Source organism: Amycolatopsis sp. MEPSY49, from assembly GCF_051337345.1.
GTDB lineage: Bacteria > Actinomycetota > Actinomycetes > Mycobacteriales > Pseudonocardiaceae > Amycolatopsis.
The window spans coordinates 698,003-712,223 of record NZ_JBDLYJ010000002.1 but is presented as its reverse complement, the minus strand read 5'-3'; the positions used below and the strand labels follow the sequence as shown (position 1 = coordinate 712,223).

The window sequence follows — 14,221 nt, the reverse complement described above, 5'->3', positions numbered from 1 at the left end:
GGGGCGGGGCCCCCCCCACGCCACCCGCACCCGCTAGCCCTTCAGCGCGCCCCGCCAGCGCACCGTCGGGCGCAGCTTCTCCGGGTTCACCCGGTGCTTGTTGGCGCCGACGATGTCGAACATCGACTCGATCAGCGTGTCCGAAAGCAGGTGCGGCTCCAGCCCCAGCCCGACGAGCCCGGTGTGCTTCACGTTGTAGTAGTGCTCCGGTGCCTCGGTGCGCGGGTTCTCCAGCTGCTCGATCTGCACCGGCCCGGGGAACCGGTCGGCGACGAGGTCGGCGATCGCGGCCACCGACATGCTCTCCGTCATCTGGTTGAACACGCGGAACTCCCCCGCCTCGGCCGGGTTCTCCACGGCGAGCCGGATGCACTCGACGGTGTCGCGGATGTCGATCAGGCCGCGCGTCTGGGCGCCCTTGCCGTACACCGTCAGCGGCTGCCCCAGCACCGCCTGGATGACGAACCGGTTCAGCACCGTGCCGAACACCGCGTCGTAGTCGAAGCGGGTCGCCAGGCGCGGGTCGGCCGCCGTCTGCGGCGTCTGCTGGCCGTACACGACGCCCTGGTTGAGGTCCGTCGCGCGCAGCCCCCACGCGCGGCACGTGAATTCGATGTTGTGCGAATCGTGCACCTTTGTCAGGTGGTAGAACGACCCCGGCCGCTTCGGGAACAGCACCCGGTCCTTGCGCCCGTTGTGCTCGAGGTCCAGCCAGCCTTCTTCGATGTCGACGTTCGGCGTGCCGTATTCGCCCATCGTGCCCAGTTTGACCAGGTGGATCGCCGGATCGATCTCCGCGATCGCGTACAGCAGGTTCAGGTTGCCGATCACGTTGTTGTGCTGGGTGTACACCGCGTGCTCGCGGTCGATCATCGAGTACGGCGCCGACCGCTGCTCGGCGTAGTGCACCACCGCGTCCGGCCGGAACTCCCGCACGGCCCCGAACAGGAACTCCGCGTCCAGCAGGTCGCCCTCGTAGCTGGTGATCGTCCGCCCGGAGACCTCCTCCCACGCGGCGATCCGGCCGGCGAGGGATTCGATCGGAACGAGGCTTTCGACACCGAGTTCGGCGTCGTAACCGCGGCGGGCGAAATTGTCGAGAACGGCTACCTCGTGGCCTTTGTCCGATAAGTGCAGCGCGGTCGGCCAGCCCAGATATCCGTCACCGCCGAGAACCAGCACTCGCATTGTGCCGCCTTTCCTGCTCGTTTACGCCACCCGACGCTATCGATCAAGTGCTGATGAAGACCTGGCAATAGCCTGTGAATCTCCTATGCGTAGGGGGGTCGGACGGCGGCGCGACCGGCCCGCGGGGAGGATGGGGGCATGACGACCGTAACCAACGGCGTGCGGCCCCGCACAACGGAGAAGACCCGCCGCCGCGGCTGGGCCCGCCTCGCGCGCGCCGCCGCGACGTCCGTCGCCGCCACGGTCCTCAGCCAGGTCGTACTGCTCGCCGTGCTCGCCACCGGCGGCGCCGCGGCCCTGGCGAGCACGCTGGCCTGGGCGGCCGGCGCGGTGCTGAACTTCGTCGTCACCCGGCGCTGGGTGTGGGGCCGGACCGGACGCCCGCGCGTGCGCCGCGAACTGCTGCCCTACCTGGCCGTCATCGGCCTCGGCGGGCTCGCCTCGATCGGCCTGACGACGCTGGCCGGCTCGCTGCTCACACCGCTGGACCTGCCGCACTTCTGGTGGGTCGTGCTGGTCGACGGCGCGTACGTGGCCAGTTACGCACTGGTGTTCGTCGTCAAGTTCACGCTGCTCGACCGGCTCGTGTTCGCCCGCGGCGCAGCACGTACCCCCGCCACCACGTCCCCGTCATGACCCGGGCGTAGTTCGCGCCGTAGACGAGGCTGCCGCCCTTCTTGCTCTTCCCCGCCTTGCGCAGCCGCATGCTCATCGGCAGCTCGACGACCCGGGCGCCGCGCGCGGTGACGCCCAGCAACAGCTCCGAGGACTGGTACTGCGGCTCGTTGAGCGGGACCGAGCACGCCAGGTCCGCCCGCATCGCGCGGAAGCCGAACGACGTGTCGGTGATCCGCCGGGCGGTCAGCACCGACGCCAGCGCCGCGAACACGCGCACCCCCAGCCACCGCACGCGACTGTCGGCTTCCTCATGGCCGAGCCGCCGGGACCCGGTGACGAAGTCCGCGGTGCCTTCGACGACCGGGCGGACCAGCGCTTCCAGCTCGCTGTTGTCGTACTGGCCGTCGGCGTCGGTCGTCACGACGTACTCGGCGCCCGCCTCCGCGGCGAGGTGGTAGCCCAGCCGCAGCGCCGCGCCCTGGCCTCGGTTGCGGGGCGCGACGCAGACGTACGCGCCGTGCTCTTCGGCGATGCCGGCCGTGTCGTCGGTGCCGCCGTCGACCACGACGAGCACGTCCACGCGCATGCCGAGGCACTCGTCGGGCATCTTCTCCAGGACTTCGCCGATGCCGCCGGCTTCGTTGTACGCGGCGATGACGACGGTCAGCGGCGCCAGCGCAAGCTCCGGGTGGCGGCCGCGGAAGTCGTCGAGGGCGCCCGTGTCGACGTCGTCGGGGAACGCGGCGAGGCGCTTCCGGCTGGCCGAGGTCAGGGTGGTGAAGCCGAGCGCGCCGGCCACGGGCAGCAGCACGAGGGCCGGGATCTGGTAGCGCCACGAGAACTGGAACACCGCCGAAGCGAAGAGCAGGACGAGCCCGCTCGACGCCGCCAGCAGCGCGCCCGCCCGGGCCCGGTCCACGGGCTTCTTGCGGCGGAACACCGTCAACAGGCCCAGAATCGCGCCGATGCCCAGCACCGCGCCCGGGACGTACCCGCCGCCCAGCTGGTAGTCGCGGAGGATCTTGGCCAGTGGCTGGTCGACACTGGCGTTGACGCCGTCGTTCTGCTGCGTGACCAGGTCGATCAGCGACTGGTCGGCCCACTGCGGATAGGCGAGCTGGAACTGCCACCGGTCCAGCGGGACGTCGGTCGGGTCCTGCTCGCGGCTCCAGGCGAAGCTCTTGGCGAAGTCCGTCAGGATCGCGTCCGCGACATCGCCGGGCTGTTCCTTCAGCACGTCGACGGCGAACTCGTGCGCCAGCGCCGCCTTGTCCGCGCCCGGGGGTAGCGGGCCCGGCCAGTTCGGGTCGAGGTCGGCGTGCGTGTAGTTGTCCACCAGCCGCGTCTCGCGCGGCTCGGCCGGGCAGAAGACCTGCAGTGTCGGGTCGAGGTGCAGGTTCGCGCAGTCCGCGACGGCGGCGGTGCGGCCGTAGAGCATGTTCCCGGACGGCCCGGTCAGGCCCCACTTGCCGGTCTCCGAGTGCACCCGCGCCGAGTACGGCACGAGCACGACCAGCAGGCCCAGCAGCCCGACGCCGGCCCGGCGCCAGCCCGCCCAGTGCCGCCACGCTCCCCCGGCGACGACCAGGAACACCAGCAGTGGCAAGGCGAGGGAGATGCCGATCAGCCGCGTCAGCACACCGAAGCCGAGCAGCAGACCCGCGGCGCCGGCGCGTTTCCAGCCCGGGGTGCCCCAGCCGGGCAGCAGCCACAGGAGCCCGAGGAGCACCGCCTCGAACGTCACCTCGGACATGATGTTCTGCTCGATCTGCAGCTGGTAGGCGTCGAGCAGCACCGGCACGGCGGCGAGCGCGCCCACCCACGGGCGGCCGCCGAGGCGCAGGACCAGCGCGTACACGCCGATCGCGATGAGGATTCCGCCGACGTGCTGGACGGCCGCGACCCACGCCAGCCCGCCGACGGCGAGCAGCGGGCGCAGGACGAGGTCGTAGCCGATCGGGTCGAGCTGGTCGGCGCGCAGGGCGTGCAGGTTGTCGATGTAGCGGAACGAATCGATGAACAGCAGCGCGGGTTTGTACGCCAGCCAGGTCAGCACCCGCAGGACGATCGCCGGGACGAGGAGCAGGAGCAGCAGCCAGTGCCGCTTCAGGAAATCCTTCACGGTGTCGCGTTTGGACGGTCGAGGCCGGAGAAGTACTTCCAGGCCGTGGCCAGGCCGTCGGTGAGCGAGACCGCCGGGCGGTACCCGATGGTCTCGGCGCTGGCGGAGACGTCGACGACCACCGCGGGCATCTCCCCCGCCGGCGCGTCGACGTGCTCGACCGGCAGCTCGGCCCCGGTCACCTCGCGCACGGCCTCGACCATCTCCAGCACGGACACCGAGCGCCCGGCGCCGACGATCGCCCGGCCGGAGTGGCCACTGTCGAGGGCCAGCAGGATCGCGCGGACGACGTCGTCGACGTGCACGAGGTCGCGGCGCTGGCGGCCGTCGCCGTAGACCTTGACGCCGCCGCCGGAGAGCGCGGCGCGCATCATGCGCGGCACAAAACTGTCCTTGTGGGACATTCCCGGGCCGTAGACGTTGGTGAACCGCAACGCGCACGTCGTCATGCCGTACGCGCCGGCGTAGCCCGAGAGCAGCATTTCGCACGCCGCCTTGGTGGCGCCGTACGGCGTCAGCGGGCGCAGCGGCAGGTCCGGGGTGATCGTCGCCGTGCCGACGTTGCCGATCACCGCGTTGGTCGAGGCGAGCAGGAACTTCGGCACCCCGCGGCGGCGGGCGAGCTCGAGGAGTTCCTGGGTGACCAGGACGTTGTCGGCGAAGGTGTCCTCGGGCAGCTCGACCGACTTCAGCACCGACGTCAGCGCCGCCAGGTGCACGATGCCCGCGGTCTCCGCCGTCACGGCCTCCTCGCGGACCGCGGCCTCGCGCAGGTCGCCGGTCACGACGCGGACGCCGCCGAGGTCCTCGGGGAACGCGACGCGGTCGACGACGGTGACTCCGACGCCCCGGTCGCGGAGGGCGCGCACGACGGCCCGGCCGATGAAGCCACTGCCGCCGGTCACGACCACGGACGTCCGATCAGGACCGTGCGCATTCGCCATGGCGTCAACCTACCTCCCGTTCCTGTGCAGACCACGCGAAGCCGTCAGGCGAACGCTTCCGGAGGCGGGCACGAGCAGACCAGGTTGCGGTCGCCGGCCGCGCCGTCGATGCGGCGGACCGGGGGCCAGACCTTCGTCTCCGCCGGACCCGCCGGGAACACCGCGATCTCACGGCTGTACGGCCGGTCCCATTCACCCGCGACGCAGCGCGCCGTGTGCGGGGCCTGCCGCAGCGGGGACTCGGCCAGGTCCCACTCCCCCGCCGCGACCCGGTCGATCTCCGCGCGGATCGCGATCATCGCGTCGCAGAAGCGATCCAGCTCGGCGAGGTCCTCGCTCTCGGTCGGCTCCACCATCAGCGTGCCCGCCACCGGGAACGACATCGTCGGGGCGTGGAGGCCGTAGTCGGCCAGGCGCTTGGCCACGTCGTCGACCGTGACGCCGGTCGCCTTCGTCACCGGCCGCAGGTCGAGGACGCATTCGTGCGCGACGAGCCCGCCGTGGCCCGCGTACAGCACCGGGAAGTGCTCCCCGAGGCGGCGGGCGACGTAGTTGGCGTTGGCCACCGCCACCAGCGTCGCCCGGCGCAGGCCTTCCGCGCCCATCATCCGGACGTACGCCCACGAGATCGGCAGGATCGACGCGCTCCCCCACGGCGCCGCGCTGACCGGCCCGACCCCGGTCGCCGGACCGGCCGCCGGCTGCAGCGGGTGGTTCGGCAGGAACGGCGCCAGGTGCGCGCGGACGCCGATCGGCCCGACGCCGGGTCCGCCACCGCCGTGCGGGACGCAGAACGTCTTGTGCAGGTTGAGGTGCGAGACGTCCGCGCCGAACCGGCCGTACTGCGCCACGCCGATCAGCGCGTTCAGGTTGGCGCCGTCGACGTACACCTGGCCGCCCGCGTCGTGCACCAGCGCGCACACCTCGCCGACGGTGTCCTCGTAGACCCCGTGCGTCGACGGGTAGGTGATCATGATCGCGGCCAGGTCGGCGCGGTGGTCGTCCACAGTGGACCGCAGGTGGCCGAGGTCGATGTTGCCGTCGTCGTCGCAGCGGACGACGACCACCCGCAGGCCGGCCATGACGGCGCTCGCCGCGTTCGTGCCGTGCGCGCTGGCCGGGATGAGACAGACGTCCCGCTCGCCTTCGCCGCGCGACCGGTGGTACGCGCGGATGGCCAGCAGCCCGGCGAACTCGCCCTGGCTGCCCGCGTTGGGCTGCAGGGAAACCGTGTCGTAGCCGGTGATCCGCGCGAGCCACGCGCTCAGGTCGGCGACCACTTCCAGGAGGCCGGCGGCGTCCTCGGCGGGCGCGAACGGGTGCAGGCCGGCGAACTCCGGCCAGGTGACCGGCTCCATCTCCGCGGTGGCGTTGAGCTTCATGGTGCACGAGCCGAGCGGGATCATGCTGCGGTCGAGGGCGACGTCGGAGTCGGCCAGCCGCCGCAGGTAGCGCAGCAGCGCGGTTTCCGAGCGGTGGGCGTGGAACACCGGGTGCGTGAGGAAGGCGCTGGTGCGCCGCAACGGGGCCGGAAGCGCGTCCGCGGTGTCGGCGTCGAGACCATCCACATCGGACACCGAAACGCCGAACGCCTTCCACACGCGGGAAAGCCGTTCGCGGGTCGTCGTCTCGTCGCAGGCGACGCCGACGTGGTCGTCGTCGACGCGCCGGAGGTTGACCCCGAGGTCACGGGCCGCCGCGACGACCGCGTCGGCCCGGCCCGGGACCGCGGCGGTGATCGTGTCGAAGAACTCGCCGTGCACGACGTCGACGCCGCCCTCGCAGAGGCCGGCCGCCAGCACGGTGGCCATCCGGTGGGCACGCAGCGCGATGCCGCGCAGCCCGTCCGGCCCGTGGTACACCGCGTACATCGACGCCATCACCGCGAGCAGCACCTGCGCGGTGCAGATGTTCGACGTCGCCTTCTCCCGGCGGATGTGCTGTTCCCGCGTCTGCAGGGCGAGCCGGTACGCGGGCGCGCCGTCGGCGTCCTTCGAAACACCCACGAGCCGGCCCGGCAGCTGCCGCTCGAGGCCCTGGCGGACGGCGAGGTAGGCGGCGTGCGGGCCGCCGAAGCCGAGCGGGACGCCGAACCGCTGCGTCGACCCGACGGCGACGTCGGCGCCGAGCTCGCCGGGCGGCCGCAGCAGGGTCAGGGCCAGCGGGTCGGCGGCGACGATCACCGCGGCGCCGTGCTTCTTGGCGTCGGCGATCGTCAGGTCCAGCTCGCGCACGGCGCCGGACGCGCCGGGGTAGGCGAGCAGGATCCCGAAGAAGTCGCCGCCGAGCCCGAGGCCGGTCAATCCCTGGGAGAGGTCCTCGACGACCAGTTCGATGCCGAGGGGCTCGGCGCGGGTCCGGAGCACGGCGAGAGTTTGCGGGAGCGTGTCCTCGTCGACGACGAACCGGTTCGACGACGACTTGCCCGCGCGGCGCACCAGCGTCATGGCTTCGGCGGCCGCGGTGGCTTCGTCGAGCATCGAGGCGTTGGCGACCGGCAGGCCGGTCAGGTCGGCGACCACGGTCTGGAAGTTGAGCAGCGCTTCGAGCCGGCCTTGGGAGATTTCCGGCTGGTAGGGCGTGTAGGCGGTGTACCAGGCGGGGTTCTCGAGCACGTTCCGCCGGATCACGGGCGGCGTGACGGTGTCGTGGTAGCCGAGCCCGATCATCTGCGCCATGGGCCGGTTCCGGCCGGCGAGCTCGCGGAGTTCGGCGAGCGCCTGGGCTTCGGTGGCGGCGGGCGGGAGTTCGAGCGGCTGGGCGGACTCCCGCAACGACGACGGAACGGCACGCTCGGAGAGCTCGTCGAGAGAAGCGACGCCGATGACGTCGAGGATGCGGTGGAGGTCTTCCGGGCCGGGCCCGATGTGCCGGTCGGCGAAGGGAAGTCCCTGTTCCAGGGAGGCGAGTGACGGTTCCACAACAGCCTCCTGGGGACGCGAAGCCGGACCGAGACAACGATGTCTCGGCCTCCCCACTCTGTCCGTACCCGCGAAGCAGGCGCCTGAGAGTTTCGCCCGTAGTTCCCGGGCTTGCACCGTCGGCGGGGCCATCAGGTTGTGTCCTGACGACCCGCTTTCCAGAGGCGTCTCGTCCGCGCGGTCCAGGGTGCCTGAGAGGTTCCGGGGAGGACTTGCTCCTTCGGCGCCGAGCTCAATATGAGGCTCGGACTCTCCCGCGCGGATTCGTCGACCGCACGGATGACTTTACTCCGTCCGCCGCAGCGGTGATCACCCGGTCCGGCGGGCGTTGCGGCGCTGGGTCAGCTCGTCCGGCTGGTGGGTCTCGACGACGCCGCCGTCGGCGCGTTCGGCCGGGAACTCGTGGATGGTGCCGCTGATTTCCTGCATGGCGCCGCTGACCGCGATGCCGAAGACGCCTTGGCCGCCCTGGAGCAGGTCGACGATCTCCTCCGGCGAGGTGCACTCGTAGACGGTGGTGCCGTCGGAGAACAGCGTCACGCGCGCGAGGTCGCGGACCCCGCGGACGCGCAGGTGGTCGACGGCGACGCGGATGTTCTGCAGCGAGACCCCGGTGTCCAGCAGCCGCTTGACGACCTTGAGGACAAGGATGTCCTTGAACGAGTACAGCCGCTGCGAGCCGGAGCCGTGGGCGGTGCGGATGCTGGGTGCGACCAGCTTCGTCCGGGCCCAGTAGTCGAGCTGGCGGTAGGTGATCCCGGCGATCTGGCACGCGGCCGGGCCGCGGTAGCCCACCAGCTCGTCCGGCAGCGAGTTGTCGGGGAACAGCTCACCCTGCTCGCCACTCGCGACCTCAACAGGCTGCTTCTCGGAACCAGCCTCGACCACGCAAGCCTCCCCTCGCCCGACCTGGCGGCCGGCGAATGACAGCCGGACGGTCCCAGGAGCGGGACCCGCCGGAGATCAACCGCCGCGGTCCGGCCCCAGACCGTTGATGACACCGTGGCGATTTACCTCCTTCGACGGTAAGCGCCCGGACAGTGCCGGTCAACGCGACGCGCGGCAAGCCTCAACGGTCGGCTGAGCCTTTGCACCGTTCGCCGTACCCCCGGACCGGTGGTTCAAACCTCTTGCGCCGTTTTACTCAGCCGAGTAACTTTTTACTCATGCAAGTAAACACCGACCTCATGGCGGAACTGGGGCTCAGCGTCACCGAGGCGGCCCGCCGCGCGCAGATCATCGGGGCGACCATCGGCGTCCTCGCCGACCTCGGGTACCGCAGGACGACGTTCGCCAAGATCAAGGAGCGGGCCGGGCTCAGCAGCACCCGGCTGATCTCGTACCACTTCACGAACAAGGCCGGCCTGATGCAGGCCGTGCTGAGCACGGTGGTCGAGACGAAGAACGAGTTCCTGAAGGAGCGCACCGGCGGCGGGCTCGACCCCGCCGACCGGGCCGGCTACCTGCGGGCCCACATCGAGACGTCGATCGCGTTCCTGCGCGCGTACCCCGAGTGCGTCCGCGTGCTGACCGAGCTGTCGGCCAACGCCGACGACGAGGACGGCTGGGTGATGACGAAGGTGCTGGTCGACGACATGCGCGTGCACGGCCTCGCCCGCCAGCTCAAGCAGGGGCAGGCCGAAGGGGTGTTCGGCGAGTTCACGCCGGAGGTGATGGCGATGTCGATCGCGCAGGCGATCGACGGGGTGGCCGCGGCGTACGCGGCCGACCCGTCGCTCGACCTGGAGAACTACGGGCGCGAGGTGGCGGACACCTTCGTCAAAGCGACGGCACCGTGAGGGCGCGGTCGAGGCGCTCTTCGATGCGGGCCTTCGGGAACGCGCCGACGATCGTCTCGACCGGCTCGCCACCGCGGAACAGGATCATCGTCGGCAGGGACATGACCTGGTAGGAGCGGGTGGTCTCCGGGTTCTCATCGGCGTTGATCTTGCGGACGGCCAGCTTCCCGGCCCGCTCGGCGGCCAGCTGCTCCAGCACCGGGCCGACCATCCGGCACGGGCCGCACCAGGTGGCCCAGAACTCGACCAGCACCGGGACGTCGCTGCCGACGACCTCCGCGAACGTGGCATCGGTGACTTCTCTGACTTCGGACATGACGGGTTCCTTCACGGGCGCGGGGCGTCGGGGACGACACAGGGATCGGGTGCCTGCCGGGCCAGTGCGCCGGCGAGCTTCACGGCCAGTTCCTCGCGGATGCCGCCGAGGCGCGCCAACAGCGCGTCCGCTTCTTCGAGCTTGCGCCGGTAGACCTCGATCGAACTCGCGCAGGAGTCGCCGGTTTCGTGGCCGCTGCGCAGGCATTCGACGAAGGGGCGGGTCTCCTCGAGGGTCAGGCCGACCGTCTGCAGGGTCTGGATCTCCTTGACCAGCTGCAGGTCGTCCTCGTCGTACTCGCGGTAGCCGTTCGCCGCCCGACGGGCCGCCAGGAGACCCTGGGACTCGTAAAAGCGCAGCGCACGGGTGGTGACACCCGTGCGCTGCGCAAGCTCTCCGATCCGCATGCCCCCGACGCTAGACGTTGACGTCCGCGTCAAGGCAAGGGAAATACTTCATCGCGGGAGCCAATCGGGGTCCGGGGGCGTGCCCCGGGCGGGGTCTGGGGGTTGCACCCCCAGAGAACACATACCTGGCCGATCAGGCGAGCGCTCTCCGCGAGCACACCTGCCCGCGGATCAGGTGTCGGCCCCGCGGAAGTCCTCGGGCGACACGGAGTCGAGGAACTCGCGGAACTTCTCGACCTCGTCCTCCTGCTCGTCCGGGATGATCAGGCCCGCCTCCTCCAGCACCGCGTCCACGGCGTGGATGGGGACACCGATCCGCAGGGCCAGCGCGACCGAGTCGCTCGGCCGGGCGGACACCCGGATGTCGCCGTCGAAGACCAGTTCCGCGAAGAACGTGCCTTCCTTGAGGTCGGTGATGACGACCTGCTCGAGCTCCCGGCCGAGCGCTCCGATGACCTCTTTCAGCAGGTCATGGGTGAGCGGACGGGCGGGCCGGACTCCCTGTTGCTCCAAGGCGATGGCGGTGGCTTCGACCGAGCCGATCCAGATCGGCAGGTACCGTTCACCCTCGGTCTCCCGCAGCAGCAAGATCGGCTGATTCGCGGGCAGCTCGACCCGCACACCGACGACGCGCATCTCGCTCATCGGGCTTCGCCTCCCTCTCGTGCACGCGGGCGCAGGTACTGGAACGTTTCGGCGCCGCCACTGCCGACGCTACCCGTCATTCCCACGCTGTGCTCGCTGTCGAGACTATCTCGGTTCGCCTGCCGCAAACCCCTGCCTTCACGGTACGGCATGCGGCACCGAACATTCAGTCATTGACATGGGACCGCAAAGAGGATCTCACTGCCCCGTTGCTGATCAACACCCCGTGACGCCGCGGATTCCCGCCTTGACGAGAAGCGTGTGGAGCGTCACGGACAGTGCCGCGACCTCCCGGACGACTTCGTCCGCCCTCGACTTCGCTTCCGGGTCACGGTGCCGATACACCGGGGTCACGATCTGCTCCAGCAGCCCGACCTCCCGGTCGGCCGCGGCGCGGAAGGCACGCAGGTGTCTCGGCTCGATACCGAATTCGGTCATCGCCTTCACCGTCCGCGCGACCAGCACCGCGTCCGGGTCGAAGAACCCCGCGGGACCGGAGCGGACCAGGCCGTACTGCTGCAGCTCGGCCAGGGCGGCGGCGTCGATGCCGGCCTGCTCCAGGAGCTCCTCCTGGGTCAGGCGCTGCTCCTTGCCCACGGCGAAGTCCTCCGCCACGGGCAGGCCGACGTTCTCCGCCGTCACGTCGATCGGCACCAGCCGCCGCGGCGGGCGGGGCAGGGCCGCGGCGGGCTCGGCACCCGAGTCCGCCGCGTCCAGCTGCTCCTTGATGACCTTCAACGGGAGGTAGTGGTCCCGCTGGGCGGCCAGGACGAACCGCAGGCGCTCCACGTCCGCCGCGGCGAACTGCCGGTAGCCCGAAGGCGTCCGGCCCGGCGTGACCAGGCCTTCCGCTTCGAGGAACCGGATCTTGGAGATGGTGACATCGGGAAAGTCCCCGCGCAGCTGCGCGAGTACCGCCCCGATGCTCAGTCCGTGGTTCTGTGGCCGCCCGGCCGCCGTCACTGCGCCCCCTGGCCCCCGTGACCCGGGCCGGTCAGGAAGACCAGGCGGAACTTGCCGATCTGCACCTCGTCGCCGCCCGCGAGGACGGCCTGGTCGACCGGCTCGCGGTTGACGTAGGTGCCGTTGAGGCTGCCGACGTCGATGACGACGAACTCGCCGCCCTCGCGCCGGAACTCCGCGTGCCGCCGCGAGACCGTGACGTCGTCCAGGAAGATGTCGCTGTCCGGGTGCCGCCCGGCGCTGGTGGTGTCGCGGTCGAGCAGGAACCGCGAACCCGCGTTGGGCCCGCGCTTCACGACCAGCAGGGCCGAACCCGGCGGCAGGGCGTCGACACCCTGGACCGGCGCCTCCGCGGCCGGGGCGGGCTCGTGGCCTTCGGCTTCGGCCAGGAAGTCGGCCCGGAAGACAGAGGTCCGCTCCGGAGACTGCTCCGGGGGAACGCCGCCGGGCCCGTCGTTCGTGCTCACCTGAGCTCTCCTCCACACATGCTGTGATGCCTAGTACTCAAGAACGTGTAGCTGCCAACGTACCGTGCCTGATCGATTCTCCGAGCCCCGGCTCCCCGAACCGGCGGAGCGGGCTTCAGCCCTTGGTCAGGGCGTCGTACGCCTCGGCTTCGAGCAGGGCTTCCAGGCCCGCCGGGTCGTCGAGCCGGATCTCGATCAGCCAGCCCTCGCCGTACGGGTCGCTGTTGATCAGCTCGGGCGAGTCGGCGACGGCGTCGTTGACCGCCACGACCTCGCCGTCGACGGGCGCGAACAGCTCGGAAACGCTCTTGGTCGACTCGACCTCGCCGAACACGTCGCCCGCGCTGACCTGGCGGCCGACCTCGGGCAGGTCGACGAAGACGACGTCGCCGAGCTGGTCCTGGGCGTACTCGGTGATGCCGATGCGGACGAGGGTGTCCTCGCCGCGGGTGGCGACCCACTCGTGTTCCTCGGTGTAGCGAAGCTCTTCAGGAGCGGACACCGCCGGTCCCCTTTCATGCCCTCACTGGCGAAACGTGCTGGGCGAAGTCTTACACCCACACGGCGCAGCCGCCCGGCACGGGCCGGGAAAAGGTCGCCCTCAGTCGCCGGTGGGGCGTGCGCTGCCGTGGCCCGAACGTCACCTGCCGGCGCGGGTGGCTCAGTCCCGCGGGAAAGCGGCGCCGCGCAGGGCGTTGCGCGCCTGGACCACGTACAGCACCCCCGACCACACGTACAGGACCGCGCCCCAGATCGTGAACGCGTAGCCGATCGGCCGGGCCACCGCCGCCACGTCGGAGCCGCCCTGGGCGAGCAGCAGGAACGGGAACGCGTACATCAGCACGAACGTCGCGCCCTTGCCGATGTACGTCACCTCCGGCGGGGCGAAACCGCGGCGGCGCAGCACGGCCACGCACACCCCCAGCACCGCTTCGCGCAGCACCAGCGGCACCACGACCCACCACGGGATGATGTCGCGGACCAGGAACGCGATCAGCGTCGCGAGGATGTAGAGCCGGTCGGCCGCCGGGTCGAGCAGCTGGCCGAGCCGGGACATCTGGTTGAGCCAGCGGGCCAGCTTGCCGTCGAGCCAGTCGGTCAGCGCGCTGAACACCAGCAGCGCGAGCGCCCAGCCGTCCTCCTTCGGCCCCAGCAGCAGCCACAGGAACACCGGGACGCCGGCGAGCCGCAGCAGCGACAGCATGTTGGGGACGTTGAAGGCCTGCTTGAGCAGGGACGGCTCGGCGGCGCTCGCCTGCGCGGCGGGTTCGGGTGCGGCTGTGCTCACCCGCCCAGCGTAGTCAGCAGGCGCGGCGGCGGCTCCAGCCGCGCCGCTGCAGTTCGGCGCTGCTCAGCGCCTCGGGACGGCCCCGGTAGTCGGTGCCCATCCAGCGGACGCGGCCGGGGCGCGCCTCCAGGACGTACGGCCGCCCGCAGCACCAGACGACGCTGCTGGGGACGGTCGGCGGGCCGGACGGGCCGGTGTTCTCGTCGGTGCTGGGTTCGGGGCTGGTCGCAGCGTCGGCGTTCATCGCTCTCACGGGCTCGGGACGGGTGTCGGGGACGGGAAGCTCGTCGGCCTCCACCAAGATCTTCGGCACGCGGAGCCGCTTTGTTAACCGGCTCGGCCGGAATTAGACCGATCGATTCTTGATGGCAGCGTGAGGTTTCGGAGCGTGAACGGAATGTTAATTGTCCATTGTGGACAGCGCAGGAGCGCCCACCGTGACCGGCCGCCACCCGGCTGGAGTAATCTGCCGCACACCTGTGGGCGAGCCGCTCCACGGGGCCCCCACCCGGACGGGCCAGAATGACCGGGCCAGGCCCGACC

At 70.9% G+C, this 14,221-nt stretch carries 15 protein-coding genes and 1 riboswitch; of the genes, 2 read left to right on the top strand and 13 right to left on the bottom strand.

The window, feature by feature from the left end:
* Positions 1 to 33: 33 nt before the first annotated feature.
* Complete coding sequence (locus ABFJ78_RS12415) at positions 34 to 1,188, bottom strand: NAD-dependent epimerase/dehydratase family protein (protein WP_436386086.1); 1,155 nt, start codon at positions 1,186 to 1,188, stop codon at positions 34 to 36.
* Between the two features lie 138 nt (positions 1,189 to 1,326).
* Here ABFJ78_RS12415 and ABFJ78_RS12410 point away from each other — a divergent pair, with 138 nt between their 5' ends.
* Complete coding sequence (locus ABFJ78_RS12410) at positions 1,327 to 1,824, top strand: GtrA family protein (RefSeq protein ID WP_436386085.1); 498 nt, start codon at positions 1,327 to 1,329, stop codon at positions 1,822 to 1,824.
* Here ABFJ78_RS12410 and ABFJ78_RS12405 read toward each other — a convergent pair.
* The 4 genes from ABFJ78_RS12405 to ABFJ78_RS12390 form a co-directional block, all read right to left on the bottom strand.
* Positions 1,754 to 3,928: a glycosyltransferase gene (locus ABFJ78_RS12405; RefSeq protein WP_436386084.1), complete on the bottom strand. Its 2,175-nt coding sequence runs from the start codon at positions 3,926 to 3,928 to the stop codon at positions 1,754 to 1,756. The genes ABFJ78_RS12410 and ABFJ78_RS12405 overlap by 71 nt on opposite strands.
* Positions 3,925 to 4,872 carry an NAD-dependent epimerase/dehydratase family protein gene (locus ABFJ78_RS12400; RefSeq protein ID WP_436386083.1) on the bottom strand — a complete coding sequence of 316 codons (948 nt, stop codon included), beginning with the start codon at positions 4,870 to 4,872 and terminating at the stop codon, positions 3,925 to 3,927. Before ABFJ78_RS12400 ends, ABFJ78_RS12405 begins: the two co-directional genes overlap by 4 nt.
* A 44-nt stretch (positions 4,873 to 4,916) precedes the next feature.
* On the bottom strand, positions 4,917 to 7,793 hold the full coding sequence (gene gcvP, locus ABFJ78_RS12395) for an aminomethyl-transferring glycine dehydrogenase (protein ID WP_436386082.1): 2,877 nt from the start codon (positions 7,791 to 7,793) through the stop codon (positions 4,917 to 4,919).
* A 168-nt stretch (positions 7,794 to 7,961) separates the two neighbouring features.
* Positions 7,962 to 8,060: riboswitch (glycine riboswitch) on the bottom strand.
* Positions 8,061 to 8,102: 42 nt separating this feature from the next.
* Positions 8,103 to 8,681: a MerR family transcriptional regulator gene (locus ABFJ78_RS12390; RefSeq protein ID WP_086679377.1), complete on the bottom strand. Its 579-nt coding sequence runs from the start codon at positions 8,679 to 8,681 to the stop codon at positions 8,103 to 8,105.
* Between the two features lie 278 nt (positions 8,682 to 8,959).
* Here ABFJ78_RS12390 and ABFJ78_RS12385 point away from each other — a divergent pair, with 278 nt between their 5' ends.
* On the top strand, positions 8,960 to 9,592 hold the full coding sequence (locus ABFJ78_RS12385) for a TetR/AcrR family transcriptional regulator (protein WP_436386080.1): 633 nt from the start codon (positions 8,960 to 8,962) through the stop codon (positions 9,590 to 9,592).
* On the opposite strand, the gene trxA is transcribed toward ABFJ78_RS12385, so the two are convergent.
* The 8 genes from trxA to ABFJ78_RS12345 form a co-directional block, all read right to left on the bottom strand.
* On the bottom strand, positions 9,573 to 9,908 hold the full coding sequence (gene trxA, locus ABFJ78_RS12380) for a thioredoxin (protein ID WP_436386079.1): 336 nt from the start codon (positions 9,906 to 9,908) through the stop codon (positions 9,573 to 9,575). The two genes, ABFJ78_RS12385 and trxA, sit on opposite strands and share 20 nt — an antisense overlap.
* Positions 9,909 to 9,919: 11 nt before the next feature.
* Positions 9,920 to 10,315, bottom strand: a complete 396-nt coding sequence (locus ABFJ78_RS12375) for a MerR family transcriptional regulator (RefSeq protein ID WP_436386077.1) — start codon at positions 10,313 to 10,315, stop codon at positions 9,920 to 9,922.
* Positions 10,316 to 10,486: 171 nt separating this feature from the next.
* Complete coding sequence (locus ABFJ78_RS12370; RefSeq protein ID WP_009078856.1) at positions 10,487 to 10,960, bottom strand: bifunctional nuclease family protein; 474 nt, start codon at positions 10,958 to 10,960, stop codon at positions 10,487 to 10,489.
* Between the two features lie 216 nt (positions 10,961 to 11,176).
* Entirely contained in the window at positions 11,177 to 11,923 is a 747-nt protein-coding gene (gene ftsR, locus ABFJ78_RS12365; RefSeq protein ID WP_436386074.1) for a transcriptional regulator FtsR, read from the bottom strand.
* The gene (gene garA, locus ABFJ78_RS12360; protein WP_086679381.1) at positions 11,920 to 12,390 is read right to left on the bottom strand and encodes a glycogen accumulation regulator GarA; all 471 of its coding nucleotides are present in this window, start codon (positions 12,388 to 12,390) and stop codon (positions 11,920 to 11,922) included. The genes ftsR and garA overlap by 4 nt, the downstream gene beginning before the upstream one ends.
* Before the next feature lie 115 nt (positions 12,391 to 12,505).
* Entirely contained in the window at positions 12,506 to 12,892 is a 387-nt protein-coding gene (gcvH, locus tag ABFJ78_RS12355; protein ID WP_086679382.1) for a glycine cleavage system protein GcvH, read from the bottom strand.
* Positions 12,893 to 13,051: 159 nt separating this feature from the next.
* Positions 13,052 to 13,678 carry a CDP-alcohol phosphatidyltransferase family protein gene (locus ABFJ78_RS12350; RefSeq protein WP_436386072.1) on the bottom strand — a complete coding sequence of 209 codons (627 nt, stop codon included), beginning with the start codon at positions 13,676 to 13,678 and terminating at the stop codon, positions 13,052 to 13,054.
* 13 nt (positions 13,679 to 13,691) lie between these two features.
* Positions 13,692 to 13,922: a hypothetical protein gene (locus tag ABFJ78_RS12345; protein ID WP_436386772.1), complete on the bottom strand. Its 231-nt coding sequence runs from the start codon at positions 13,920 to 13,922 to the stop codon at positions 13,692 to 13,694.
* Positions 13,923 to 14,221 lie beyond the last annotated feature (299 nt).

Bases quoted from the DNA above. Each gene is read 5' to 3' on its own strand.
- ABFJ78_RS12415 (WP_436386086.1), bottom strand. From the start codon at position 1,188: ATGCGAGTGCTGGTTCTCGGCGGTGACGGATATCTGGGCTGGCCGACC.
- ABFJ78_RS12410 (WP_436386085.1), top strand. From the start codon at position 1,327: ATGACGACCGTAACCAACGGCGTGCGGCCCCGCACAACGGAGAAGACC.
- ABFJ78_RS12400 (WP_436386083.1), bottom strand. From the start codon at position 4,872: ATGGCGAATGCGCACGGTCCTGATCGGACGTCCGTGGTCGTGACCGGC.
- ABFJ78_RS12385 (WP_436386080.1), top strand. From the start codon at position 8,960: ATGCAAGTAAACACCGACCTCATGGCGGAACTGGGGCTCAGCGTCACC.
- trxA (WP_436386079.1), bottom strand. From the start codon at position 9,908: ATGTCCGAAGTCAGAGAAGTCACCGATGCCACGTTCGCGGAGGTCGTC.
- ABFJ78_RS12375 (WP_436386077.1), bottom strand. From the start codon at position 10,315: ATGCGGATCGGAGAGCTTGCGCAGCGCACGGGTGTCACCACCCGTGCG.
- ABFJ78_RS12370 (WP_009078856.1), bottom strand. From the start codon at position 10,960: ATGAGCGAGATGCGCGTCGTCGGTGTGCGGGTCGAGCTGCCCGCGAAT.
- ABFJ78_RS12345 (WP_436386772.1), bottom strand. From the start codon at position 13,922: ATGAACGCCGACGCTGCGACCAGCCCCGAACCCAGCACCGACGAGAAC.